Below are 23503 nucleotides of genomic sequence, written 5' to 3' on the forward strand. Positions count from 1 at the left end.
CCCCCCTCGCCTATCCGCATCAATCCGCGTCGGGAAGCAGCTCCGCCAAGTCGATTCGCTTGATGCCGGCACGGTTCAGCGCCACGATGGCGTGACCACGGGGCTCAAGAAGGGCGGAGTATTCTTCCTGCAGGAAGAGCGGCTGCACCTCGCGCTTGCCCCCGGTGGGCATGTCGATGTCGCGCGCGATCTCGTCTTGGCCCAGCGTGTCCTCCGATCCAATCCGCCAGCGGCGACCCGTCACGGCGTCGATGCGCGAAGCCGTCAACCGCCCCGCCCCCTCCATGCGCATCTTGTCGTAGGCGGACGCGTAGGCATGATCTGGGTCGTTGAGCACAGAGTGGCGCCAGTTGTTCATGCCGCCTTGGTAGTCGATGCCCCGGGTGCGCTGCTTGAAGGTGGTCAACGTGGCCTGGCCGAACCGCTTTTCCAGGTATTCGTGGGTGTTGTGCGAGCACTTCAGCGCGATCACCGATTGCATCGTGTTGGCCATCAGCTCCGCCTCGTTGACCGACCCAAACGCGTTGACCAAGCTTTCAAACCCTTGGGTTGCAAGCACGGGCATCAACCCCAGCGAGCGCGAAACGGAGAACAGGTTGATGTCATCGGCCGTCAACAGCAGGTGGGCCTCGTCCATCATCAGCATCACCTCGGTCTGGCCGGGCAGTGCTTCACGCCACTTGTCACCGAATGCACCACGCGCTTTGATTCCGTTCATGACCCGCTGTTTGAGCAGGCGCATCATCATTTCACCCGCTTCACCGAATTGGGTGGGGGGCAAGAAGAGGCCTACCATGGCTCCATAGAGTGCGTCGGACACGTCCACCTCGCCCGTCTCAATCGAATGCCAAGGCATGTCCGTCTTGCTGTCCCGCAGCTTTTCGCCTCGCAAGAGCTTCTCCAGCAGCCCTCGTGAGTTGAGCGTGAACGATTGCCTCTGTTCCGGATGCATCGCGGGAATCTCCTGGAACGCCCATTCCAGCGAGCTCTGCAGCTGAGACATGGGACGGAAGAGGTCTGGATGGATGGTTTCGGGAGCGTTGTCCTGACGAAGGCGGTGCTGCTGCAGGTAAGCCGCATAGGCCAGCCGCCCCTCTTCGTCATGGCTCGTGTCCGCCTCTTCCAGGCCCAAGTATTTCACCACCTCCATCAGCTTTGCATTGGCACGAGGCGCGGGGCTGGCGGGAATCACGCGTTCCACAATGGACAACAACTTGATGTGGTGGAATGGCGTGTAATGCCATTGCCTGTCATCGCTCACCGGGATTCGATGGATGGCGATCTGCTCGGCGATCCGCTCGATCAACGCCTCAGTCTCGGCCACGTCCTCGCCCAGCTTTCGCTGTTTGACCAGCTCAAGCTCCGCGTTCATCTGTGCACGCTCCAACCCTTCCAGCTTGGCCGAGCACCAGGACCTGTAAGCCATCTCGTGATCCACGAGCGCACGAAGGATGATGCCGGTGTGGTAGAGAAACGCATCGCCACCATCCGTCCAAAGCTTGGATTTCTCGTCCACGCGCCCACCGGATGCGCCGCGCAATGCCCGCACGATCTGATCCGGCGCCAACCCTTCGTAGGGCCCCACGCGCATTCCAGGCTTGACGACGATGTCGAACAACCCTTCCAGATCCGCGATGATTGCTCCGTCTTTACCGTCGGCAATGAGAGCACCGCCGGCCAGCTTCTGCCGCGTCAAACGCTCCCTTACATCGCCTTGTTCCGGCGCCACAGACGCCATTGCCAAGGCGGCTTTACGGAACCGACGAGCGATGGGTCGCAACGCGGCATAGGATTTGCCCGAACCGATGGCCCCGAACACGAGCAGGCCCTGCTGGCAATCGCGCCACGAGAACATCATCACGGTGCCCAAGTCGGGCGAGTAGCCATAACCTTTATCCGACAGGTGCCCCGTGGCGCGCCCGATGGTGATCAGCGGGGTCTTGTCCCGCAGGGCCGCCTCGGCTTGCTGTTCACGTGCCTTGACGTGTGAGTTGATCAACGCCCCCTGGGTGGCCAGGTTGTTGTCGTTGTTCTGTAGGTAGAGCCGGGCGGCGTTTTGGACAAAGTTGCCTTCGGCGTATTGCATCGCATACATGCAGGCCAACACGTAAGGTGCCGCCTCGCCCAAGCCAAACGGCAGGACCTTGGCGACAACCAAGGCGGCAAAGATGAGGCCCACCCACTTCATCGCTTGAATGAAGCGCGCGGCCGTCCCGCCAATGACGCCCCGGTGCGGGCGCGAGGCTGCCGCCACAAAGCAAACAACAAACAGGATGCCGACCAAGCCAAAGGCCCACCACAGGTAGGTCTTGGCCATCTGGGCATACACAGCCATGCCGCCGGCTTGCATTGCCACCTCGGTGCCGCCCTTGCTGTCGCCGACCATGAACTGAAGCGCCATCGGAACCCACTGCAACAGCACCAATGCCTTCAGCGCCTCCTTCATGCCCTCGCCTTGCTTGAGGGCAATGAAATAAGGAATGGTCAGCATGAGAGCTATCACGCTTGCCCCACCAATCCGGACGAAGCTTTCCAGCGTCGAGGCGGCCTCTAGCTTGGTCCAACCCATAGATACGATCAGGCTCACCAGGAAGGTTGCCAGAACGCCGATCACGGGGAAGGCGAGATACATCAAGGGAGTGGCCAGGCTGTCGCCGCCCTGCCCCATGTCGTTGCCCTGCAAGAAGCCCTCGGCACGCCGCCCACGCTTCGTCGTGATGATCCGCGATTGGGTGTCGCGCAAATCCTCCGGAACCTTCGGCCACCACTCCTGGAACTCGTCCTCGCTGCGTCCTTCGGGCACTTTGAACACCTGGGCGTTGTCGTCCCAGACTGCGCCGCATTCCTTCGCGAAATCCCGATCAGCCTCCGGCACATCGAGCTCTCGGCTGCGAACGCGATCGGTCACGTCAAAGCGCCCCACGAGGTTTTCATACTCCTCGTTGGACTTGACGATGATTTCTTCCTTCACGCTCGAAGGCTCGCCGCTCTTCCGTCGGAACTTGCGGCCCAAGCCGCTCGTCCAGTCCAGCACGTTGAATAAACTGATTGCTGCCATCTCTGTTTCCCTCCCCTGTCAAATCAACGAAGCCAATGCGCCAAGACGGCAAGCACCAAGCAAAGCGGCGCGCACGCCAGGAAGCCCGCTTTGGCCACCCAGCGCTCTGCGACCTGCTCAACCTTGCTTGCGTAGAGCCGATCCTTGGTCCATGCCTCATACGCGGCGTCGTCTCTGACCGGAGGCCTGCGATCGGCGCGCAAGTAGTAGAAAGTGCGGCGGACGCCTTCGCTCAGGTGGCCCATGCCAAACGATTCAGGGCTGCCGAGGAACAAGCGCCCGTGCAGGTTCAGCCACTTTGAGCCGAAGTGAAGTTTTCCGGGTTCCCGGTATTGCGTGAACAGCCACTTGAACATGTCTCTCCTCTATTCGTGAGTAGGTCACTTCTTTCTAGATCGAATCCGCGGATGCGCAAGGGGATCAGTCGATCCCCGACTTCTTTGCCCAAGCGTCCAGGTCTGCGTTGGCTTTTTGCTGCCAGTCGTTCCGCGGTTCGGCGGCGGGTGCGGGGGCCTTCCTCGGCAACGGGGCAGTCGCACGTTTCGGCGAAGGCATTGGCTGGGGCGCAATTGGCGCTGTCGTCGTTACCGGGGGAGTGGCGACCGGCTCTGGCTTCTCGATCGCAGGCTCTGGCTCGGCCTGCTCTGGAAGCACTGCTGGAGCAGGCACAACCACGGGGGCTTCCACCACCTCGGGCAACCGCTCTGGAACAGCCGGAGTAGCAACCGGTGCCACGGGAGCCGGTGTGCTTGGAGGCACCTGGTTGTTCTTCCCAAGCAAGAAGTAGATCGCGCCCGCGACCAATGCCACCGCCAACACACCGGCCAAGACCCAAGACAAACGAGAGCGGGGGCTGGGTTGGATTGGAGTTACTGGCTGCTCTGGTGACGCGGCCTCCGGGAGCCGGTTGGACCCTTCAGGCACCGCGGAAACGGACAGGACTTCCACTGCGTCCTGCTGAGACAGATTGACCAAGGCTGCCGTATCTTCATTGCTCAACGCCTTGGCGTCCACCGAAGGGCCACCCAATCCATCTGCAACCTGTGCGCCGGGCTCTCCAAATTCATCAACCAGCTCCCAAACGGTGCACATTCCCTTATCACCCGCTCCTACGAGAACCGGTGCAGCTGCATCGGACGTCAGTTGCCTGACCAACATTTCCTGCTCCACGGTGAGCGGAGCGTCTTGAGGCTTCTCTTCGACAACACGATGTTCCTGGGCTTCTCGGGTGCGCTTTGCGTCCAGTTGCGCCTTGGCTTGCTTCGCCTTCTCTGCAGCGGCAACAACGCCCTTCTGGGTCAACTCGGCAGTGCGCTTGCTGATCACCCCGGCCCAGTGACTGGCGGCTTTCAGGTTCTCTTTCATGCCGTCGGAAACCAGCCGCTCTTCTTGCGTGGGCGAAGCGGTTGGGGTTGCGTTGGCACGCTTCAGCAATTCTTCGCGCTTGCGTTGCTGGATTCTTTCTTCTGGGGTCATGTCGGCTCCTGGGAATGGGGGGAAAGGAAGCCCGGGCATCGCAAGACACCCGGGCGATTGGCGTCAGCGGACGTCAGGCACCGGGGTAACGACGATCACGGGCTCACCGCTGCCGCAGCGGTCGTCCACCGTGACCTTGGACAGCGCGCCACGCTTGGCCAGCTCCACGATGGGCACTTGGCAGGCGGCCTTGTCAGCTCCCTGGAACACCACCGTCAAACCGTTGCTGGACTTGTTCAAAAGACCCGCGAACTTGTCGAGGAAGGCCCGTGTGTCGCCGTCCAACCGCTTCATGTCGGCGGGGCTGTAGTTCAAGCGCAACGAATCCAGGACGGCTTCCTGCTTGCCCTCCACGGTTTCGGTCTTGGTGACCACTTCGGCCTCCATGCCAGCCGCACGGGCGGCGTCGGCGGCCTGCTCGGCGTGTTCCCGCTGCTGCTTCACGTAGGACGCCGAAGCACCCACGGCAGCACCTGCGGCGCAAGCGCCCAAGGCCTTGTCTTTCTTGCCCGTGAGCAAGGCGATGGCTCCGCCGGCCACGCAACCGATGCCACCGGCTTTGAACAGACGCTTCTTGTCGGCCTTGGGCTTGCCATCGTCCTCCGCGGCATGGACCGCATCAGGGGCAGCCTGGGCGGAAACCTGAAGCGGCATGAACGCCGCCAGGCAGAGAGTGAGAGGAACGGAAAAACGGTTCATGGGATGGATCTCCTGCTGTGGGGGAAAGTTAGGTGCGTGGAGCAGTCATGGGTCCGGTTGCGGGCACCTTGGCCGCACCAGAACCTTTGGGAGAGGGTTGCGAGAGGGCCGCCGTCACGACCTTGCGAAGCGCTTCTTCGTAGCGCTGAATGGCGCTGTCCTGCTCCGCCTTCGTTTCGTCTCGCAACCGCCGCAGGTCCTCTTGGAGCGCACTGCGAAACAGCGCGTTCTCTTCCCGCAGATCGTCGATGAGGCGCTCCAGCTGAGCGCTGGCGTTCTCCAACACGCTCACCACTGACGTGGCGGTGTTGTGTCGCTCCAGCGCCTCTCGCATGTAAGCGCTGAACCCACTGCCCGATTCACGAGCAAGCCGCTGAGCAAGTTTTAGTTGCCCGCGGTCAAGGTTTACGTTGTGACGAACGAACGCCATTGGTCGAGTAACTCCATTTCGGGATTACTCCACCGATACCGCGAATCTCGGAGTTGGCAAGGCCCCACCGCAGGAGCCTGAAAAACAAAGGCTAAACGAGCTAACAAGCACCGACACTGTCTCCATTCGCTGGAGACACGGTCAGGCCTTGATTGGATTGGGATTTCGGCAGATGTGACGCCGATTCTTGGGCGAAAAGCGCACTCCCACTTAAGTGCGTCATGTGTATGACGACTCTAGGGAACCGTCCGGGCTCCTGCTTCTCTGCCACTGCCGACATTGCTTCCACCCACGTTGGGCTCTTGCAGTTGCTTTTCGGCGGCCCCTTGCGTGTTGCCCCAGCTGCGCTATTGGTGGTCTACGCCCCCTCGCCCCACAGGACCACCGCCCACGCCATGCCCACGCAGCGCTCCCGCTCTTCCACCCCTCACGCCCACCGATGCCCCACCACGGGAATCCGTGCGGAGCGTTTCAGCCCACCGTTTCGCATTGCCCCGGATCCCCAGGACAGGTTGCCCTCGCCCACCCGCTGCACTGCCCCACGACACCCAAGCCACGTTGGTTTTAGTCAAACGCGTGCGGTGCCATTGGATACACCGACACCGTGTTTTCCGAATCATCCGTGGGCAGCCAAAGAACCACTGGAAGGAAGCCGCAAATCCCTCGCACCAATTCGTTTTAGTCAAACAAGGGTGCGCGCCATGGCCGTCATTCACCGCCATTGGCCCATCAATGATCCACCTGCTGTCGTTTCAGGAGTGCTCCCATGACCACCGCTGACCTGGACACGTTTGCCCGCCGCGTGCTGGCCTTCCATGCCGCCCGTGGGCCTGCCACCCCACGCTGGGCACTGGACGTGGCCCGCCGTTCCGAAAGCCCTGTGTGCGCTTTCTGCACCGCCCCCCTGGACTTGGACCGTCGCCATTCGTGGGGGCTCTCACCGCTCGTTCCGTTGAGCCTAGCCGGCCCAAGGGACACCGAGAACCTGCGCATGGCTTGCAAGCGCTGCATCACCGAGCGGGGCAGCCGTGACCTGTTGGCCTGGCCCGAGTTGAGCCAACGGTTGCCCCCAGCCATGCTGGATGCCCTGCTGGCCGACCGGCTGCTTGTCCTCCAGCGCTCCGACAACCACCTGGTCGAGGTGGGGCGCTTTGCCAAGCCAGCCACCGTCCATGCCCAGCTCCAAGAGCGCTGGATACACCCCCGGTTCGTCGTTCACGTCGAGCGGCATTCGGACAGCTGGATGCTGGGGTGGCCACTGGCCCAGCGTGCCGATCTCACGCGGAACGACTTGGCCGCGCTCTTGCGCAACGTGCACCGGGGCGAATGGCTGGAACACCCCGAGGTGGTGGCCTTCCGGTTGACCGAGGATGTTTTTCAATCGGCGGTGTGGCAACTGATCGCCCTCCACGCGTTGGTCATTCCCCTGCCTATGGAGACTTATCCCCTCCCCGACCGCACCTTTGAGAACCGGTGGATGGCCCGGTATCCAAGCCTGCGCCAGATCCGCCTGCGGCGACAGGGCACGCACGAAACACCGTGGCCCAGCATGGGCAAAGACCACGTCCCGGCTTACAGCGACAAGCCCAATGCGGTTCGCATGCGAACCCAGCGCCAAGCCACACGTGAGGGGGAAACGAAGGCCCAGTGGTTGGAAGCAAGGCGGCGTTTGGCGAAGCGAGACGCGGGCGTGGCAAGTGGGACGCTGAGGGCATGGTTGCCCGGGGAGCGGGCAGCCATGCAGGCCGATGTGGACGATCTAGCGTCGTCGTGGTTGGAGGCCCGCCAGCGGAAAGTGCAAGGCCGCTCTCAGCGGCCGTGATCCACTACCATTAGCTTCGCACCCAACCTCGAACACCATCCGGCATGGAAAGCGAAAAGGAACGCATCGCCAAGTGGCGGGCGGAGAAACAACGACGACGCCACGAAGAGAAGAGCCAAGCCGCCACGCGGACCTACAGAAGCCTGTTTGCCATCGATGACGATGAGCTGACCGATCCGCCCGAGCTTAAGGAATACTTGGTCCGGCAGAACCTAGCCAAGGGCAACCTCGCCCGCCGGATGAGCAGCGGTGAGGTCCAGTTGGCGCTGAACACCTGGGGCTTGGACGAACTGAACCAGCTTTGGAGCATGCGCCGAGAGAAGCTCACTTACCTCGAAGACGCCGCCCTCCTGTTGGCCCACATCCGACACCGATCCGGCATTGACCCACAGCTGCGCCCGGCGGCAGAGCTGCTTGGATACGATGCCATCCAAGCACTCCTGGGAGTGCTGGAAGAGAGCGGGCGGTTGGCAGTGGAACAGGCACTGCCCCCGGCGGCGGAAGCCGTCGTGGCCGAGGGCAAGCGGGTGGAACAAGTCCTTCGGGTGATCCGAGAGGGCCAAGCCGAGTTTCGTAAACGCCTAGTCGCTCACTACGGAGCCGTGTGCATGGTCACCGGGACCGCCTTGGCAAGCGTCATCGACGCCGCTCACATCGTCCCCTACAACGGGGCAGCCACCAATGCTTTGAGCAATGGCTTACTGCTACGGAAGGACATCCACGCGTTGTTCGATGCAGGCCTGTTAACCATCGGGCCGGACCTGGTCGTTTACGTCAGCGCGGGGGTGGACGATCCGTTCTACCGTTCGCTGGACGGAAAGGAGCTCTCGCTGGACGCTCCGCCCAAGATGTCCAAAGAGGCCCTGCGGCGGCGACTGGCGGGCAATGAATCGTCCGAACTGGAGGTTGCCAGCCTTCCCCAATGAGCCGACCCAAAGCTCCGGCTGATCGGACAAATCGAACCATTGCTCATGATAGAAACGCCCTCCGCGTGGATCCGGAAGTTCAATCAACGGTTCTCCGCGCCGTAGGCGTATGCCTGCTCCCGCCAGGGGACGCTTTTTTAGCTGCTTTTGCTCTGCCCACGGGATGATCCACAGCTACAAGAAAGCGGCTATGGCCGCTTTCTTCGTTCCCCTGTTTGTGAGGGTCAGTAGATCTTTCCGTTCTTGCTCATCCCCAGATTCCGCACCGCCACCCTGGCGGCCTTGCGGTCCTCCGCGTGTTCGTCCTCGGGCGAGCTCACGATCAACAGCGTCTTATCCTGGATGAGCGACGCCGCGGCGTAGTCGGCCAACGCCACCATGGCGGTCGTCAACGCGACTTCACTGCCGGCGCCTTCCGAATCGTCGAAGCCAAACAGCTTGGCGATGTTCTCGCGGAGTTTTGGCGGGATGGTCACCATGGCCCGGTGGTGGCGCAGCCCGTCCTCCCGACGGCGGTAGTCATGGAGGGTGACCGATCGGGGCATGACCATGTGAACCCGCTTTCCTCCGACGCTGCCCGCCTTCTGGCTGTCGTCGTAGTCAAAGTAGGACTTGCGCTCCGGGTAGTCGCCCGGCCCCAGCAACAAATGCTCCGGGATGTGGGCAACAGGCAGGCTGTCTGCTTTGCTGGCCCGGCGGGGCTTGGCATGGGTCACGTCCTTGACGTCGTCCAACGTGCGCTTGGCCGCCTTCTTCGCCGCGGCCTTCTTTGTGGCAGCCTTCTTGGCAGGAGCTTTGCGAGTGGCCATGAGTGGATCTGGGAGGGAAACCAAGGGAAGCTCCATCATGCCGCAGCCCTCCGGCCTGCACCAGCAGCCAGGATGTCGCGCACCCGGACCGCCAAGGCGTGGATCTCCTCCTGGGCCACCCGGGCCCAGCGGCCGTTGGCGTCGAACACGGTCTTTCCCTCCTCGTAGCAGTCCGCAAACAACGCACGATCCCGCACCAGCATGGCGCCCGACATCTTGGGGTGCTCCAGGCGACGTCGATGGGCTGCCCGCCTCTCGTTGGCCCGGTTGGCGATGGGCAGGTAACGCTTTCCCTTCTTTTCAAGAACATCCACGGTTCGCAGGAAGATGAGGAAGCTGGCCCCGTCGAGCAACGTCGGCACCAGGTAGAGGTCCGCCTCGGGAATCACCTCGTTGTCCGGCAGACGCGGCGGGGTGTCGGTGATCTCCACGTCGAAGCCAGGGGAGCGCGATCGCCCGACACTGAACGGTGTTTCGTCCGACAGTGAGGCAAACGCGCAGGCCCCGCCTTGGGGGTCCCGGTCATTGACCAGCACACGCAGGCTGGGGTCACGGGCATAGCACCCGGCTAGATTCAGGGCCAGCGTCGTGCGGCCGACGCCACCCTTGAGTGAGAAGTTGCACAGTCGCATAGGACATCCTTTCGTGAGTAGATAGGGGTTCCCTCCGAATCTACCCCGACGCCGCCATTGCGCAAGTGCATGTTTTTGCAACCCTTTCGGGCCGTTCAGCCCTTGGATTCTTTTCTATTCTTCTAGCGAGGCGACTGGACGACGGCCGTCCCACCGAATCGTGTGGGCGGTGTTTGACGCCGAGCAATGCAGATCGAACGGCTGAGAGGCCATCCATGCTTTGACAGACGGTGGCGCAGCGCCATGCAGTGCTTCGATGATCGTCCAGCGTTGTTTTGCCGGACCGAACTCCGCGAACACGTCCGCTCCGGCTTCAGCCAGCATTCCAGCCATCTTGTCGTAGCACTGCCGCTTCGCCAGGTCATCCTGGTTCACGTGCCACGCCATGCAAGCGACGTGGAAAGCGGTGATTCCGTTGGGCCCCACCGGGTGGTCCAAGGACGGGAAAGCCGTCAGGCCCCTCCACGCCTTCAGACGTGCCTCGCGGATGGCCGCAATGGTTCTCTTCAAAGCCTGTGGGTTGCGGTGCTCGATGGCATCCAGAAGCCGTTGAGCACGCCGGTCTGTGGTCATTTCCATTTCAGCTCCTTGCGCAGCTGGCGCTCGAAGTGGCGTTGCTCGCGCGCCAGGCGGGCTTGCCGGCGAAGTTTGCCTTCGGGCAGGAACGCGGGAACCGTGGGAGGGATGTGCGCGAAAGGAAGGCCAGCAATAAGGCGGGACAAGTTGGCGGGGCTTTCAATCATGGTGGCGGTCTCTTGGGTTGTTTGGAGCTACGTTCGTGAGTAGGTCGACCCACTCACTTGACCTCATGCAACCAGATCGCCGAGCAATGTCAAGATGAAAAATCGACCTTTTTTTGACTAAAAACAGGGGCTTGCGGAATCCCAGGTGCATCGCATGCTGAGTGCATGACGCACACAACCCGCCCCCGTTGTTCGCCCACTCTCACCCACGTTTCCAAGGGCGTGCGCAGCGCGCTGGGCTTCACCCTCACCGAGGCCTTGCTTGCGCTCGGGGCCGTGACCGCCGCCACGGGCGCGATGTTCCTGTTCTTTGGCCAGGTCGATGCAAAGTCCAAGGTGGCCAGCGAGACGCGCAACCTGCGCGAGCTGTCCCGTCGTCTTGAAAGCAGCTTTGGGGTGGTGGGGACGTTCCGCGGGGTGAGCACCACGGCCGTGGTGGTCGATGGATTGGCCCCTGAATCCCAGCTCGGCGCCGGGGAAAACGTTTTGACCAACGCGTGGGGCGGCGCGGTGGACGTCCAGCCTTACACCGTGGATCGCTTCGGCGATTCGTTCTCCGTGAGCTACGCCGGCCTTCCTCGTCAAGCGTGCGTGGCCCTGGTCGCGGCCAACGCGGGCGGGGTGTGGGACGCGCAGGTGTCGGACGTGTCGGTGATTCGAAACACCGGCGGCCAACTCGACGTCGGATTGCTGAGCCGCACGTGTGCGGACAAATCGCGCGTGGTCTTCGTCTACCACAGCGGATTGTTGGGAGGCGAGTGGACCGGATCGCCTCTAGTATTGCCGCCAGCAACACCTCCGGCCACTCCACCCGGTTCTCCGCCCGTGGGATTCCCGGTGGGGCCCGTGGGGCCGGTGCCACCTTCCACGCCGGTGTCGCCCCCAACCGCCCCGCCACCAAGCGTTCCGCCCACGACGCCCCCACCGGTCACGCCGCCCGCTCCCCCGGTGAGCGTGACGCCTCCGGCTCCGCCCACTTCACCGCCGGTCACGCCGCCGCCGATCAGCACCACGATGCCGTGCCGAGAGTGGAGCGAGAACCGAACGATCAACTGCCCAGTGGGCCAGGTGGGCCAGGTGTTCCAACACCGCCGTCACCACTGCGGAACCGACCCGAGTGTTTACGAGGCGTGGGCTGGGTCCACGACGGCCGGCAGTTGGACCACGACCAGCAGCACCTGCACTCCGTGCCCTGCTCCCGAGACCCGCAACGTGGGATGCCCTGCAGGTCAGTTTGGCTCGATCGGCCAGCGGCGGACCTTCTCATGCACGGGCACCGGTTCGTGGGACGCTTGGACGCAAACCAACACCACCTGCGCGGCTTGCCCAGCACCTTTCCCACAAGCCGAAACCCAGTGGGTCGCCGCGAGTGCCGCTTGCCCGGCAGGCCAAAGTGGATCGCACACGTGGCAGGCCGAGCAGCGGCGGACCAGGATGGGGTCTTACAACTGCCCGGCCACCACGTGGTCGCTGCCCAGCCCGACGTTCACCACTTGGACAAATTGGGCGGAGACGGGGGTTCGTCGCAACGAGGCCAATACATGCACACCCAACGCACCACCCCCGACGTTTCCCGAATACACCGGGCGATCTTGGCATTCGTGGGGAGACGGAGGGCACTACGGCTGGGCGATCTTCTGCAACGCTCCCCGGACCCTGGCCGAGCTTCAAGCCACCTCGTTGGCATGCACCTGGCAATACGAAACGAACGACACCCCCACGTTTACGCCAGAGCCACCTGGCGTGACCCGCCCAACACCGGCTTTGGAAGCCTGTGTCTACGCGCTGCGCGCCAACTTAACTCCGATGCCAGGTTACGGCTTCGTCAACCACCCAGGCACCGCGGTTTGGCCGGCGGCTTGCTCGTGCAGCGTCGTGGGTCCAGGCGCGCGGTTCTACTGGCAAGACCTGGGAGCGAGCGACTGGGTGGGCTTTGAATTCAAATGCCCCTGACGGCAAAGAAGGCGGGGGGCATCCCTCACGTTCGAAGTGGCAAAGCTTCGGATCTCCAAAACCGACCGGAGGCAATGCCCTCGCACCAAGCGTGCTTTTCAGAAGGCAGGTGGCTTGGCCACCTGCGGCGGCTTCTGGGCTCTTCGCTGTTGTGCCTCGAAGTCAAACCCCAGCCAGGGTTTTCCACATCGCCTTGCCCTGGGCTTCGTGAACCGCCGCGTATTGCTGTGGATCCCAGCTGGTCCCGGTCAGCAGCAGCCCCAGCTCTGCCACGATGGCCTGACAGCGATCGCCAAAAGCCAAGACCTCATTGAAGGTCAACCCAAGCGTGTTGATGTCAAACGCGCCAGGCTCCTCGTCCAGCTTGCGCATTTCCAGGTGGGCGTGGTGCTTGTCCCGTAGGGTCTTGATTTTCGCTGCCACGGGATCAGCCGAAAGGATCACCATTTCATTGGAGACCTTTTCCCAGCCATTATCGAAGCGCGAGTAATTTTCGTCCCGATCGCTCTGTCTGAACTTCTCCTGGAAAACAGCCGAGCTTTCGGGCGGCAGGTCACTGATCGGTTCGTCGTGGAAGTGATCGAACATGCGCCCGTAGCGCTCCCGGTAGTGCTCCCTGATGCCTGGATCTGCTTGCAGCTTTCTCCACAGGTTGGTCAGGCTACCCGACCTGGGATCGTTGTCCAGAAAAAGCCGTGACTGATCGCGCACCAGGTCTTGTCCAAGAAGCGGAGCCAAGTGGTTCCACGCATTGGCGCCGGGCGTCTTGTCCAGCTTGGCTTTCAGCCCTGCCTGAATCTCGGGATCTTGAATGAGTGGGGACAGAATGTGCCGGCGCTCGTCGAGGATGTGGCACTCCTGCGTGAGCACCCGAACGAATCCATCGATTTGGCGAATACGTTGTTCCAGTTCCTCAGGCTTCATTCTTGCTCCGCCTCCAGCGGCACCTGCTGGAAACGCACCTGCAGCCGCTTGATGAGCGCACGGGTTTCCGCGTTCGGAGCGCGCGTGGACACCAGCACCGCCTCCCCGTTGGGCACGTGGCGGATGGCCTTCTGCTCGGCCCGGAGAACGGCGCGGTATTTCACCGCTTGATAGACGCCTCGCTGGAGTTCGTCCTCCGAGCACTTGCTGGTTTTAACTTCCACCGCCAGGCGATGTCTTCCGTTATCGAAATGCGCGTCCAGTCGGTCACCCGAGCTCAACAACTTCTCGTTGCTCCCCATGGGGAAGTACCCAAAGTCCACGAACTCTTCGGGATGGCTGGCCACCCACGCCTTCAACGCTTTGTGCTCGTCGCTCTCTGGCCGCCCCCCTTCCTGGACTTTAGGAAGGGGAAGAGGCGCATCCGCTGCCACCTCTTCAACCGCCCCCGCGGACGGGGTCAGCATGGTGGCTCCCAGAGCGCGGGCGACCCGGTCCCAATTGGGATAGGTGAAAACGTCTTCCATCGCCTCTCGCAAGTGCGCACGGCGCTCTTCCTCGGTGTCCAGCTTCTTCCCCGCGAAGTAAGCTGGCGAGATGGTGATCGCCCCCTCGCCAGGGTGTTTCGTGTTCTTGTTGACGACGATTGCGTGGAGGGGCGGGATGGGTTCCTTCCACTGCTCGCTGAGCCACTGCAGGGCCTGGGCCACTCCCCCGGCGACGGTGCCGTAGAGGTCTTTGCGGGGTTTGATCTCGTGTCCGAAGGTGTCGTGCAGCTCTTGGGCCAGGTCGCTGTAGGAATGAGCTTCGCCCTCCTGCGCCCACCGGATGAGGATCGGCAACGCGTCCGGGATAACCCGGCTTCGCCAAAGCGTGCGTGCAAACTCCACCTTCGACCAATCGAACTTTTCCATCCCCTACCCCTCCCTTGTCGTCCCACCATGGTAGCGGCGGGACCAGCACGGGAAAACGATGAGGGCCGGTGTCCCGCCCGTCTCCCTTTCTCAATCCTCGTTGGGCAGCATGATGGTGACCACCGGCTCCGGGGCATCCCCAGGCCCGCACAAGGCCTTGAACCTGACAAGGCGATGGGTCGACCGCGTCAGCCCAGACCCGGCCTCCGGGTGGGCTTCGTTTGACAACCAGTCACCGGCATCGGGCAGAGCCACGTGGAGTTGGAACTGGAGCTCCGAACCGTTGCCTTGTTGCCGCTTGATGGCCACGTGGAGCATGAAAAGCACGTCCCAGAGCCGGCCCTCCACCGACTGCCCACGCACTTCCAACCCTCTGGGCACTTCCACGTAGCGCGCCCACGCAGCGCGGGTGATGGCCACGGGCAACTTGAAACCGGCTTCTTTGGCCACGTCGGACACGTCCACCAAGACGCCGTCCTCGATCGCCTGGGCGCGGGCGTAGGAATGGATGAGATCAGAAGGTTCGAACATGCGCAGTTCCTCTTGTCAGTGATGGCCCGCCCAGGGCATCCGGTCGGGATGTCCTGGAATGGGAAACCCACCGCCCCACCGCTCGGCGCGGTCAAGGGAGGAAATGGAAGGGCTGGCGCGGCCCGCAGCGAAGCGAGGACACGGGCCCTGGAATGGCCCTTGACCGGAGAGCCGGGCGATGGGGCCGCGCGCAGCGCATGGGGCTTGAATGGCGTGCCGCGAGCGGCACACCGATTCGGGGTTGAACTTGGGAATACCGTCAGGCCTGGGCGCAGGCCAGAGGGACCCGGTCCATCCAGGCGCTCTGTCCTGCCGATGCTTGAGCGGTGAGCGGGCCAAGGCCCTGGACAAACGTCAGGCGTGCAAGCTCGACATCGTTCTGGGGCCAGTAGGGACCATCCGGCGAGAACACGAAGTGGTCCCCTTGGAGGGCCCCGCAGGTGGTGCAGTGATGGGCCAGGTAGGTTTGCCCTGACGTCAGGGTGGCGGCGAAACGAAGCCAGGGCGCGTGGCCCGCCACGAAAGCGGCAGTGTTCTTGTCCAAACGCTCGATGTAGCGCAGCACGGCACCCCCCTGATCCACCAGGTCCTCGTCGTCGTGCTCCTCGAACGAGGGCACCCAGATCGCGGCGGTGGGCGTCGGCGCGTGGCAGAAATGGCACTCGGTGTGGCCGAGCAGCAGGCCGTAGGCCGGGGCTTGAAGGGTGGATGGAGCAGCAGCGTGGGTCATGAATCCATTTTGCCCTGCCAGGGTGTCAGCCGGTGAGACGAGCCTGCGTTGAATCATGGGTGTTTCGGAGCGTGCCCCGCTGTGAGCCCAGCCACGCCATTTGCTTGTATTCGTCTTTGCTGAGCAACTTGGACACCCCCAGCCACTGCACCAGGTGGTAGTGCGCAATCGTTCGTGGGTAGCGCTGAATCCCCTCGTGCAACAGCTTTGGCAGGTAACACACAGAGCCATCGCTGCGCTCGTAAGGGTAATAGCGGTGTCGGGCGGCACGCGTGGTCATGGCGTTTCCCTCAGTGCGCCCAAAGGGCACGGTCGATGCAGCTTTCGAGGCGCTGGGCCAACCAGACGCTAAACGGAAGGGCGATGGGGGCAGCGATGGCGAGAAGAGAAAGGGTCATGTCGGCGGTTCCAGTCGGTGGAAAAAGCGTTGCGCTCTTCCTGACCCCAAGGTAGATCGCCTTAGAGATTTGTCCACGGTTGCAGTGGACAAAATCTTGACTAATTTCTAGAACTGCGGAGCTAAGGCCGCAGTTATTCCTAACATCACTTCTCGCGCCGAAGGCTTCACCTGCTCTTTTCCACCGCCGCTTCTACAGAAGCCGGCGCGAAGCGACCGGTGGCCGCGTTGGGCCGTTGGCTCTACAGCCTTGCCCGCTTTGCACTGACGCTTCCTTGGGCTGCCCACGCCTGCTCCAGGAGCACCGCGCGTTGTTCGGCTTCCACCGCGGCCACCACGTGCGGCATCGCCGCGTTCAGCGATGGCGTGTTCCAGAACGGGCTGCCCCGATGAGGGTTGCCACCCAGCCGCAACAGCAGCAATGCCGTCTGCTCAAAGCGATTGCGCTCGTCGGCGTTGTCGCTCAACCGGTAGTCCGCCGCCAGCTTTTCCAGCGGGCGCTCGCACCAGTGGTTCCTCTCTTGAGGGTGCGCACCAGCTTGCAGGAGGGCTTCGACGATGCGGGGCCAGGCAAGTGCGGAATGGAGCGCAGAACCTTCGTTGAGGCGCCACGCGTTGGGGTTGGCGCCCTGCCGCAGGGCCTGTAGAGCACGGAAAAGGCTTCCTTCGACGCACGCGTGAATCAGCTCGGCGCTCGGACTTCCAGGCGGTGGTGGGCGGCGGTCAGCCATGGCGGCTGCCCCGAACGTGGTTCCGTAGCAGTTGTCCTTCGACGTAGTCACGGATGATCTGGCGCACCGCCTCCGCGGTGGAAATCTCCGCGTTCACCGCGCCCTGCTCCACTGCCTCCAGAACGCTGCGCTGCAGCGGAAGGTAGGCCAGGCGCACGTCCCGCTCCCCACCCAGACGACGCTTGCTCAGTGCGTAAGGGTGGGCGGCATAAATGGCGAGCACTTGGCGCACAGCTTCGTTTCGGGTGACCTGCGCGCGTGCCGCGGCCGCCTGCAAGCGCTCCAAATCACGGGAGTAGCCCCGGGAGGACGGAAGGGTAGCCAAGTCTGGGGAAGGAACGGATTTAAGCACTTCTCTTTCCTTGGACGGCGGTCACAGACGCACGCGCTGACGGGGAGCTTCCAGAGCGGCCGCCGGAGCTGGAGCTTGGTTCGGCACCTCTTGGCACGGGTTCCACACCTGCCCACCGATGATCATGCTCGGACCACCTGCAGCGGGAAGGACCTGCGAAAGCCTGGCTTGCTTCGCCATGGCGTTGAGTGCGCGCATGGTGCCCTCCCCCATGTCTTTGGCTTCGTAGGTCGCCTCTCCCTTCAGGTGATCTCGCGCCTCGTCCAGCAGGGCGGCAAGGGTTCGACCGAATTTTGACTTTGGCCCCTGGTTGCGAGCATCGACATCCCAACGCTCGATCACTTCGAACGCCTTCTCATAACGGTGGCCAGACCTGTTGAGCTCGCCAACCGCAGTTTCAGCGTCCTTCACATCGAAGCGAATGGCGGAGAGTTTAACGGGGTGCATGAAGTGTCCACCCCCACTGGACGCAGCTTCAGTGATAGCGACCGCTTGGTTTCCGTCGCTGACGAGATGATGGATTTTCATGTTGATTTCCTTGATGGTTTTCGGAGGGCGCGATTGCCCATCCCCAAATTCAAGGTAGATCGCCCTGGAGATTTGTCCACGGATTTAGCGGACAAGATATTGACTAAAAGCAAAAAATGCGGAGCTAAGGCCGCAGTTATTCCTAACATCACTTCTCGCGCCGATGGCGTCATCCGCTCTTTTCCCACCACCGCTTTACAGAAGCCGGCGCGAAGCGACGGCGGTGGCAGTGGGCTTTTTTCTTTGCACAAAAAAGGGCCCCTCGCGGGGGCCCCAATAGAACATGGATTGATCTTACAGGCTGGTGGAGCGCCAGAGCTTGCCTGCGATGCCACCGACGATGAGCGCCACGGGCATGAGCGCCGTCAGAGCCATCGGGGGCACGGAGGTGAAGAAGTTTCGCTCGCTCTCCTCCAACCCCGGGTAGAGCAGGCCCACAGCAACGCTGGCCAGCTGCAGGGCAACGACGACGAGCAAGCCCACCAGGGCGCCCTTTCCAAAGCCACCTTTGGGCGGCGAAACCGGGAGCCCGCTGGCCCTTGCCGCGCGCACGCGGGCCGCTCGCCAGTTCAACACGTAGAGAATCGCCAGCAAGAGCAGCACGGCTGCCCCACCAGCGGCTGCCAGGCCGGCCTGCCAGCCGTAGCCCTCGTTCTGGCCGATCTCTTGGGCCCCGGCAAGAAACAGCAAGCCCGCTCCCCCAAGGATCACAGTGGCGGGGGCCAACAAGCCCCACTGCATGTGACCGCCGGGGGTGTGGTGAGCGTTGTAAGACATGGGACCTCCTTAAAGTGGTGTTCCTCAATGCATACCGCGATTCCGGTCCTTGGCAAGGTCAGCCCTTCTTCTGGGCTCCGGCCGGCACCCAGCCGGTGGGCTGCTTCTCAAAGACGAAGTCGTAAGCCGGCGGCACGGGGACGGGATCGGGCTTCAACTGCTGCCCGCCCTGGAACCCGACCACGTCCAACGTTCCACCGGTCACGCACGTGGCCCGCTGGGGACCACTTGAGGTGCAATCCGCGGTGAGGTCTTTCCAACCCCGGACCTCGATTCGTTGGCCCATTTCACTGGAGAGGTTGGCATTGGCATGCGCCTCGTAAGCGTGGGCGACTTGTTCGATGGTGGGAAGATCAGCTTTGCTGCTGCAGGCAGCCAACCCTGCGGTGATCAGGCCGAGGGAAACGAGGGTTGCTTTCATGCCGGAGCTCCTTGCGTATGGGTCAAATCAACGTCGATCGTTTCGTCGCGGTATCCGAGCCGAACCTTCTCTATCGTCACGTCCATCTTCGGCACCGTGCCGTCCACCCAGACCCGGTTGACGGAGAACACCACCAGGTCGTCTCGGTAGCTGCGACCTTGTCGCGCCAAGTTGGCGGCCTCTTGGGCATTCATTCGGATCAGCAGGTGGAAGCGGCCGGCGTTGGGTGGGCTGGACACTCCTCCGGCGGTGCGGTGGACCCACGGCACAAAGCCCTTGCCGGTGACGCTTTGCCCGGCCGCGGACACCTGAGGCATGGGGATGAATCCCTCCAGCACCCCACGGTCGGCTCGGTAGGCGACATCGCCCAGGGCTTGAAACGTGGGACGAACGGCAAACCGTCGGATGGCCTTGAAGCGCTGCAGGCGCGCGTCGAAAGCCGGGCCATAACGGCGCTCGATGGCAGCCGGATCATCGCCTGAGATGCCGTTGGCGCCCTGGGCCTTCGTGTCCATCAGCCACCATTGCCTCAGGCACCATTGGCGCTTGTCGGCGTCGATGCGATACGACGAATGGGCCATGGCGAGCAGCTGCATGTCGCAGGTGTCCACGCCCCCGCCCCCGACAGCCGTCATCCCGGCCCGCAGGTGCTGAGCCCCTTCCAAGACCTCCTGATCCAGATCCCAATAGCTCCCTGCCGGCTCAAGGTAAGGGCTCCGCGACCTATCGCTGACCACCTTGGGCGTGCCTTGGACGGCTCGGCCGATTTGGCGAAGCAGATCTGATCCGACCCCCGATTGCGCCTGCGCTCCAGCCGCTGCAGTCAGGGCAAACGCCCCGATCAGCACGGTTCTTCTGACCCTCTTCATGGAACCCCCTGTTCCCACCAATAGATTTGGGATCTTGCGGCCAACTTACGTGGCACGTAGAGTCTACCCGGGGCGTAGCCTCTGGGTCATCCTGTCCGCATGCCTGCATTGCATCCGTTCAGCCCGTGACTGCCGCCCCGCCCGCTCCCCGAGCCGTGGTTGCCGCGCGTTTGCGCCAAGCCCGCGTCCTGCGGGGCTTTAGCCAACGCGAGGTCGGAGTGCGGATGGGGATGGACAAGGACGCTGCGTCGGCCCGCATCTCTCGGTATGAATCCGAGGGCATGTCGATCAGCCTGGAAGCCCTCTTCGAGCTGGCCCAGGCCTTGGAGGTGCCCCCGGCCTATCTCTTGGCGACCAGCCCAGCGATGGCCGATGCGATCTTGGCTTTGGGCGAGCAGAGCGTGGCCCAGCAGGAACGTTTTGCCGAACTGCTGGGCGCTTTGGGTGAGCTGCCACCGAAGAAGCGCAACGCACTCATCGAGCAGCTGTTGCCGCCCGTCAAGGATTAGGGCGTCGGCGAACAAGGACGAATTGACCCCATGTGGACATGGATCACCCACCTCTGCCGCCGCAATAGGACGGAGCCCACCCGGTCAGCCATTGCCATGGCCACGCTGATCGAACTGAACATGCTGGAGCTCAACGCAGCGGAGGCCCGCAGCCGCGTTGAACTGGACCCACCGGGGCATGAAGCAGCACTTCTTGAGAGATTCAAGGCATCGGCCCAGCTGATCCTCAACGAAAAGCCTCCATCCGACGCCGCAGACTCAACCTGGGAATACCTTGGCCAGAAGGCACACCGCCTAAACCGAGGATTCGCAGACCTCCGATTGCAACTCTCCCCGCCAGCGATCGTTGGCGGGGATACAGAGCAGCGCGACAATACGCGACCGGTCCTTTAAGGCGGCCAGGCCAGCTCTTCCATGCGGGCTTTCCTCCGTTGCATGTAGTGCAACATCCCGCTGGCGCACTGTTCAACAACGGGGCTTTCCTCAAAGGCCCCAACCCCAACCGCCGTCAGTGCTGCAATGACGCACAAGTTGGTGGTGGCCACCGCGTTGACGGTGGTCGGAAAAAGAATGGCTGCCGGCACGTGCGCCCCGATCTGCCCATTGGGATCTTGATACATCACCCGAATGGCCTTCCCGCCATGGACCAGTCCGCAAAGAGGGTCCCACGAATTGGTCACCGTCCGAGCCAGCTTCTGAGGCTCATCGTCCTGCCCGATGCGTGCAATGGCCTGCTCCACGTCCGCGGCCAGGTCTTTGAGGGCAATAGCCACCCACTTTCCTTTCTCGTTCTTCTTTCGGGGGCCGCGATCTTCCTGGAGAAAGTCCGCCAGCTGTTCGTCATCGGCAAGGAACTGGACAAACACCGCCCGCAGGAATTGCTCAATCTGGGAGCGGTGCATTGCCAAGGCCACCGCTGGAAGATCGATGGGATGGGTTTCCAACAGGAACAGCAACGCACGCGCGTAGTCCATCGAGGCCCTCAACAGCTGGAAGGTCACCCGGTGGCGCTCACTGCCGGCGGGAACAGTGATGCGGGCCATGCAGGACATGTTCGATTCCAGGCTGGCCTTGGCCTCTCTGGCCTCCTGCGCGATGTCCAACGCCGTGGGCAGGCGCTTTGCGGTCTGCGGCTCCCGCGCATCACGGTTCGCATCCTTCAACGATTCTTGCGTCATGTCCTTTGCCTTTCACTCCCGCATTTCAAAAGGTGCCTCAGAGCTGCGGCACGATCCTCCCAGCGGTCTACGTTCCAGGATGGATGGTAGACCCAAGTCATCCACGCCCATCCCTTGCCGTAATCGAGAGACCATACGTTGCGCTCCTCCAGATAGTGCCGCCTCCTGCCCTCGGAGTTGGCATGGCTCGCATGGAAGCTTGGCTGGTCCGACGGCTTCCCGTGATCGAATCTTCGCCAAGCAGTGCGCCCAAGAACGAGTATCACGTCTGGCTGGAGAATGGGTAGGATCACCTCTACCAGCACTCGCCCCCCATGGTTGAAGTCGGTTCCAGACGGACGGTGGCCAGCTCTCGTGCCGGCGAAGCACTGGGACAAGTTGCAAAATGCAACGTGCTGCCATGCATTGGCGGCATCCACAACATTTGGTCTGCTTTGACCAGTCAGCAGGCGATCCAGCTCATCAAAGAACTTGCCACCACCTTTCCTGTTGCAAGTCTCCATGTCGCCGAACGTCTTGCGGGTGAAAGGACGAGTGATAACGGGGGCGTCGGTCCACCCAGCCTCCCGGTAGTGGGATTCGCCCAGTAGCAAGACGCGGCGCCCTTCAACTCCCTTCCAGTAGCCGCGGCCGACGTAGGGCACGAAGGCCACCTCAGCCGGCCACGCTTCCATGTTCAACTCAGCCGGATCATCCATGCCATTGACCTTCGTATGATGGTGTCAGGCTACTCCACACCGTGCTGCCACGCAGCTATTGCACGCCATCCCATGCCATCCCATTTTTCCGCCACATTTAGCCGACAAAAAGCTCTTGCATACCGCTCGCACGTGCTTTAACTGTATGGGCCTTCAAGGATCATGCGGAGGCCCCATGACAACTCACCACGGCTGGCAGGCGTGCCGCGCATGCCATGCACCAGGACTTGATGTGCGTGTAGAGGGAGGCTGGCACCTCCGTGCCAATCCCGGCTACTGGGGAACCAGCGTCCCTAAAACCTTGGTCCTGGGGTTTTCCAAGGGGGCCACCCAAATTGCCGCCGCCCAACACGGGAGCTTCGATGGGGTCGCCTTCGCGGGTGCTATGCGCCCTCGCCTCGCAGCTGTATTGCGCGAGCTTGGGATCGATCTGGGTGGGCAAACGATCAACGACGCCCTGACCGCCGAAAGCCGCCACATGGGCGCCGCCTCCTTGGTGCGCTGCGGGTTGTCGGTGATGGACAACGGCAAGCTGGTCAGCAGTGGCACCATCATGCCCAAGGCCATGCGTTCGTCGTTGCCTTTGGAAGCCATGAAAACATGCGTGGCACGCCACCTGGACCCGTTGCCTGACAGTGTGGAGCGCGTGGTCTTGTTGGGGACCACCGATGCCTACATGAAGGGGGTCAAGGCGCTCATGCGCCAGCAATTCAACGACTTCCAAGAAATCAACGAGGTAGCCTTCAGCGCCCAAGGCCGGACATGGGTGTTTGCGTCGCACCCCAGCCCGGCCAACGGGACCTTTCAAGCCTGGATCGACGGTGACACCGCCACTGAACCGGGCCGCAAGAAGCAGCTGGCGCGCCAAGCGTTGGGTCACAAGGCCCCAGCGCAGCCCCTTTCAGCTCCGCCTCGCCCGGCACCGGCACCGGCACCGGCACCGATCCAGCGTGCCACGCCGCCTGACCCGATTTCACCAGCTAGGGCGTCCAACGGCGACCGTTTTGCCCGAGCCTTCCACCTGGTTCGCCCCGATGGAAGGGTGATCGTCCCGGTGCGGATGAGGGACCGAGACACGGGAAACGTGGCGTTCCGGGTAGCCAAGATGGGCAACACCAAGGATGGTCAGCGCGAGATCCACGACGAAGCTGAGTTGTTGCGCTTGTGCGAGAGCGGGCAATACCAGGTGCGCGCCCAACCGTTGGACAAGTCCACGCCGGCCAACTTTGTTCGGCCGCTGCTCAACTACCGGATCGTGAGGACCCCTGCCCATTGATCGCCGCACGGCGTGCCAAGCCCTCGCAAAGCAACAAGCGAACCATTTCGCTGGCATGCAGCCCCTCTCGGGCTGCCGCCTGTTCCAGCCGGTCTTTCAGCTCCTGTGGCACGCGGACGG

28 protein-coding genes are annotated in these 23503 nt (G+C 62.6%); 6 read left to right on the plus strand and 22 right to left on the minus strand.

Going from position 1 to position 23503, the window contains the following annotated elements; genetic code table 11:
• Positions 1-19: 19 nt before the first annotated feature.
• The 5 genes from AC5P5R_RS15340 to AC5P5R_RS15360 form a co-directional block, all read right to left on the minus strand.
• Positions 20-3058: a TraM recognition domain-containing protein gene (locus AC5P5R_RS15340; RefSeq protein WP_164281608.1), complete on the minus strand. Its 3039-nt coding sequence runs from the start codon at positions 3056-3058 to the stop codon at positions 20-22.
• Positions 3059-3081: 23 nt separating this feature from the next.
• The gene (locus tag AC5P5R_RS15345; protein ID WP_006375352.1) at positions 3082-3414 is read right to left on the minus strand and encodes a hypothetical protein; all 333 of its coding nucleotides are present in this window, start codon (positions 3412-3414) and stop codon (positions 3082-3084) included.
• A gap of 64 nt (positions 3415-3478) precedes the next feature.
• The gene (locus tag AC5P5R_RS15350; RefSeq protein WP_223224641.1) at positions 3479-4534 is read right to left on the minus strand and encodes a hypothetical protein; all 1056 of its coding nucleotides are present in this window, start codon (positions 4532-4534) and stop codon (positions 3479-3481) included.
• 63 nt (positions 4535-4597) lie between these two features.
• Positions 4598-5233, minus strand: coding sequence for a hypothetical protein (locus AC5P5R_RS15355; RefSeq protein WP_049463006.1), 636 nt, complete (start codon positions 5231-5233; stop codon positions 4598-4600).
• A gap of 28 nt (positions 5234-5261) precedes the next feature.
• The gene (locus tag AC5P5R_RS15360; RefSeq protein WP_164281607.1) at positions 5262-5663 is read right to left on the minus strand and encodes a hypothetical protein; all 402 of its coding nucleotides are present in this window, start codon (positions 5661-5663) and stop codon (positions 5262-5264) included.
• A 766-nt stretch (positions 5664-6429) separates the two neighbouring features.
• Between AC5P5R_RS15360 and AC5P5R_RS15365 the strand changes: the two genes are divergently transcribed.
• Positions 6430-7485: a hypothetical protein gene (locus tag AC5P5R_RS15365; RefSeq protein WP_240458878.1), complete on the plus strand. Its 1056-nt coding sequence runs from the start codon at positions 6430-6432 to the stop codon at positions 7483-7485.
• A 44-nt stretch (positions 7486-7529) separates the two neighbouring features.
• The gene (locus AC5P5R_RS15370) at positions 7530-8411 is read left to right on the plus strand and encodes an HNH endonuclease (RefSeq protein WP_046272104.1); all 882 of its coding nucleotides are present in this window, start codon (positions 7530-7532) and stop codon (positions 8409-8411) included.
• Between the two features lie 224 nt (positions 8412-8635).
• On the opposite strand, the gene AC5P5R_RS15375 is transcribed toward AC5P5R_RS15370, so the two are convergent.
• From AC5P5R_RS15375 to AC5P5R_RS15390, 4 genes are all read right to left on the minus strand, one after another.
• Positions 8636-9220 (minus strand): hypothetical protein, encoded by a 585-nt coding sequence (locus tag AC5P5R_RS15375; protein ID WP_235646490.1) that lies wholly within the window; start codon positions 9218-9220, stop codon positions 8636-8638.
• A gap of 35 nt (positions 9221-9255) precedes the next feature.
• Positions 9256-9852, minus strand: a complete 597-nt coding sequence (locus AC5P5R_RS15380) for an AAA family ATPase (protein ID WP_049463003.1) — start codon at positions 9850-9852, stop codon at positions 9256-9258.
• A 114-nt stretch (positions 9853-9966) separates the two neighbouring features.
• Positions 9967-10431 carry a hypothetical protein gene (locus tag AC5P5R_RS15385; RefSeq protein WP_164281606.1) on the minus strand — a complete coding sequence of 155 codons (465 nt, stop codon included), beginning with the start codon at positions 10429-10431 and terminating at the stop codon, positions 9967-9969.
• Positions 10422-10595, minus strand: a complete 174-nt coding sequence (locus AC5P5R_RS15390; RefSeq protein ID WP_156476632.1) for a hypothetical protein — start codon at positions 10593-10595, stop codon at positions 10422-10424. Before AC5P5R_RS15390 ends, AC5P5R_RS15385 begins: the two co-directional genes overlap by 10 nt.
• 222 nt (positions 10596-10817) lie before the next feature.
• Between AC5P5R_RS15390 and AC5P5R_RS15395 the strand changes: the two genes are divergently transcribed.
• Complete coding sequence (locus AC5P5R_RS15395; RefSeq protein WP_162292566.1) at positions 10818-12548, plus strand: type 4 pilus major pilin; 1731 nt, start codon at positions 10818-10820, stop codon at positions 12546-12548.
• 162 nt (positions 12549-12710) lie between these two features.
• On the opposite strand, the gene AC5P5R_RS15400 is transcribed toward AC5P5R_RS15395, so the two are convergent.
• From AC5P5R_RS15400 to AC5P5R_RS15450, 11 genes are all read right to left on the minus strand, one after another.
• Complete coding sequence (locus AC5P5R_RS15400; protein WP_088470579.1) at positions 12711-13472, minus strand: AbiU2 domain-containing protein; 762 nt, start codon at positions 13470-13472, stop codon at positions 12711-12713.
• Positions 13469-14386 (minus strand): hypothetical protein, encoded by a 918-nt coding sequence (locus AC5P5R_RS15405; protein WP_088470578.1) that lies wholly within the window; start codon positions 14384-14386, stop codon positions 13469-13471. The genes AC5P5R_RS15400 and AC5P5R_RS15405 overlap by 4 nt, the downstream gene beginning before the upstream one ends.
• Before the next feature lie 90 nt (positions 14387-14476).
• Positions 14477-14917, minus strand: a complete 441-nt coding sequence (locus AC5P5R_RS15410) for a DUF6573 family protein (RefSeq protein ID WP_088470577.1) — start codon at positions 14915-14917, stop codon at positions 14477-14479.
• A 259-nt stretch (positions 14918-15176) separates the two neighbouring features.
• Positions 15177-15647: a hypothetical protein gene (locus tag AC5P5R_RS15415; RefSeq protein WP_240458888.1), complete on the minus strand. Its 471-nt coding sequence runs from the start codon at positions 15645-15647 to the stop codon at positions 15177-15179.
• A gap of 25 nt (positions 15648-15672) precedes the next feature.
• Positions 15673-15927, minus strand: coding sequence for a hypothetical protein (locus tag AC5P5R_RS15420; protein ID WP_088470576.1), 255 nt, complete (start codon positions 15925-15927; stop codon positions 15673-15675).
• 359 nt (positions 15928-16286) lie between these two features.
• Complete coding sequence (locus tag AC5P5R_RS15425; protein ID WP_134951383.1) at positions 16287-16775, minus strand: ankyrin repeat domain-containing protein; 489 nt, start codon at positions 16773-16775, stop codon at positions 16287-16289.
• On the minus strand, positions 16768-17127 hold the full coding sequence (locus AC5P5R_RS15430) for a hypothetical protein (protein ID WP_134951382.1): 360 nt from the start codon (positions 17125-17127) through the stop codon (positions 16768-16770). Before AC5P5R_RS15430 ends, AC5P5R_RS15425 begins: the two co-directional genes overlap by 8 nt.
• 21 nt (positions 17128-17148) lie before the next feature.
• Positions 17149-17655, minus strand: a complete 507-nt coding sequence (locus AC5P5R_RS15435; RefSeq protein WP_088470573.1) for a hypothetical protein — start codon at positions 17653-17655, stop codon at positions 17149-17151.
• A gap of 294 nt (positions 17656-17949) precedes the next feature.
• The gene (locus AC5P5R_RS15440) at positions 17950-18432 is read right to left on the minus strand and encodes a hypothetical protein (RefSeq protein WP_061478924.1); all 483 of its coding nucleotides are present in this window, start codon (positions 18430-18432) and stop codon (positions 17950-17952) included.
• A 58-nt stretch (positions 18433-18490) separates the two neighbouring features.
• Positions 18491-18853, minus strand: coding sequence for a hypothetical protein (locus AC5P5R_RS15445; RefSeq protein WP_107432800.1), 363 nt, complete (start codon positions 18851-18853; stop codon positions 18491-18493).
• Positions 18850-19449, minus strand: a complete 600-nt coding sequence (locus AC5P5R_RS15450) for a hypothetical protein (RefSeq protein ID WP_240458889.1) — start codon at positions 19447-19449, stop codon at positions 18850-18852. Before AC5P5R_RS15450 ends, AC5P5R_RS15445 begins: the two co-directional genes overlap by 4 nt.
• A gap of 428 nt (positions 19450-19877) precedes the next feature.
• On the opposite strand from AC5P5R_RS15450, the gene AC5P5R_RS15455 reads away from it, so the two are divergent.
• The gene (locus tag AC5P5R_RS15455; protein WP_257960225.1) at positions 19878-20231 is read left to right on the plus strand and encodes a helix-turn-helix domain-containing protein; all 354 of its coding nucleotides are present in this window, start codon (positions 19878-19880) and stop codon (positions 20229-20231) included.
• 96 nt (positions 20232-20327) lie between these two features.
• Positions 20328-20624, plus strand: a complete 297-nt coding sequence (locus tag AC5P5R_RS15460; RefSeq protein ID WP_146256931.1) for a hypothetical protein — start codon at positions 20328-20330, stop codon at positions 20622-20624.
• Here the strand turns inward: AC5P5R_RS15460 and AC5P5R_RS15465 are convergent.
• Positions 20621-21409: a DUF6988 family protein gene (locus tag AC5P5R_RS15465; RefSeq protein ID WP_164281738.1), complete on the minus strand. Its 789-nt coding sequence runs from the start codon at positions 21407-21409 to the stop codon at positions 20621-20623. The two genes, AC5P5R_RS15460 and AC5P5R_RS15465, sit on opposite strands and share 4 nt — an antisense overlap.
• Positions 21406-22107 carry a uracil-DNA glycosylase family protein gene (locus tag AC5P5R_RS15470; protein WP_495226400.1) on the minus strand — a complete coding sequence of 234 codons (702 nt, stop codon included), beginning with the start codon at positions 22105-22107 and terminating at the stop codon, positions 21406-21408. Before AC5P5R_RS15470 ends, AC5P5R_RS15465 begins: the two co-directional genes overlap by 4 nt.
• 175 nt (positions 22108-22282) lie before the next feature.
• On the opposite strand from AC5P5R_RS15470, the gene AC5P5R_RS15475 reads away from it, so the two are divergent.
• Positions 22283-23383, plus strand: coding sequence for a hypothetical protein (locus tag AC5P5R_RS15475; RefSeq protein WP_164281740.1), 1101 nt, complete (start codon positions 22283-22285; stop codon positions 23381-23383).
• Positions 23384-23503 lie beyond the last annotated feature (120 nt).

The sequence above is a fragment of the Stenotrophomonas sp. YJH_SMC_19 genome (genome assembly GCF_059367915.1).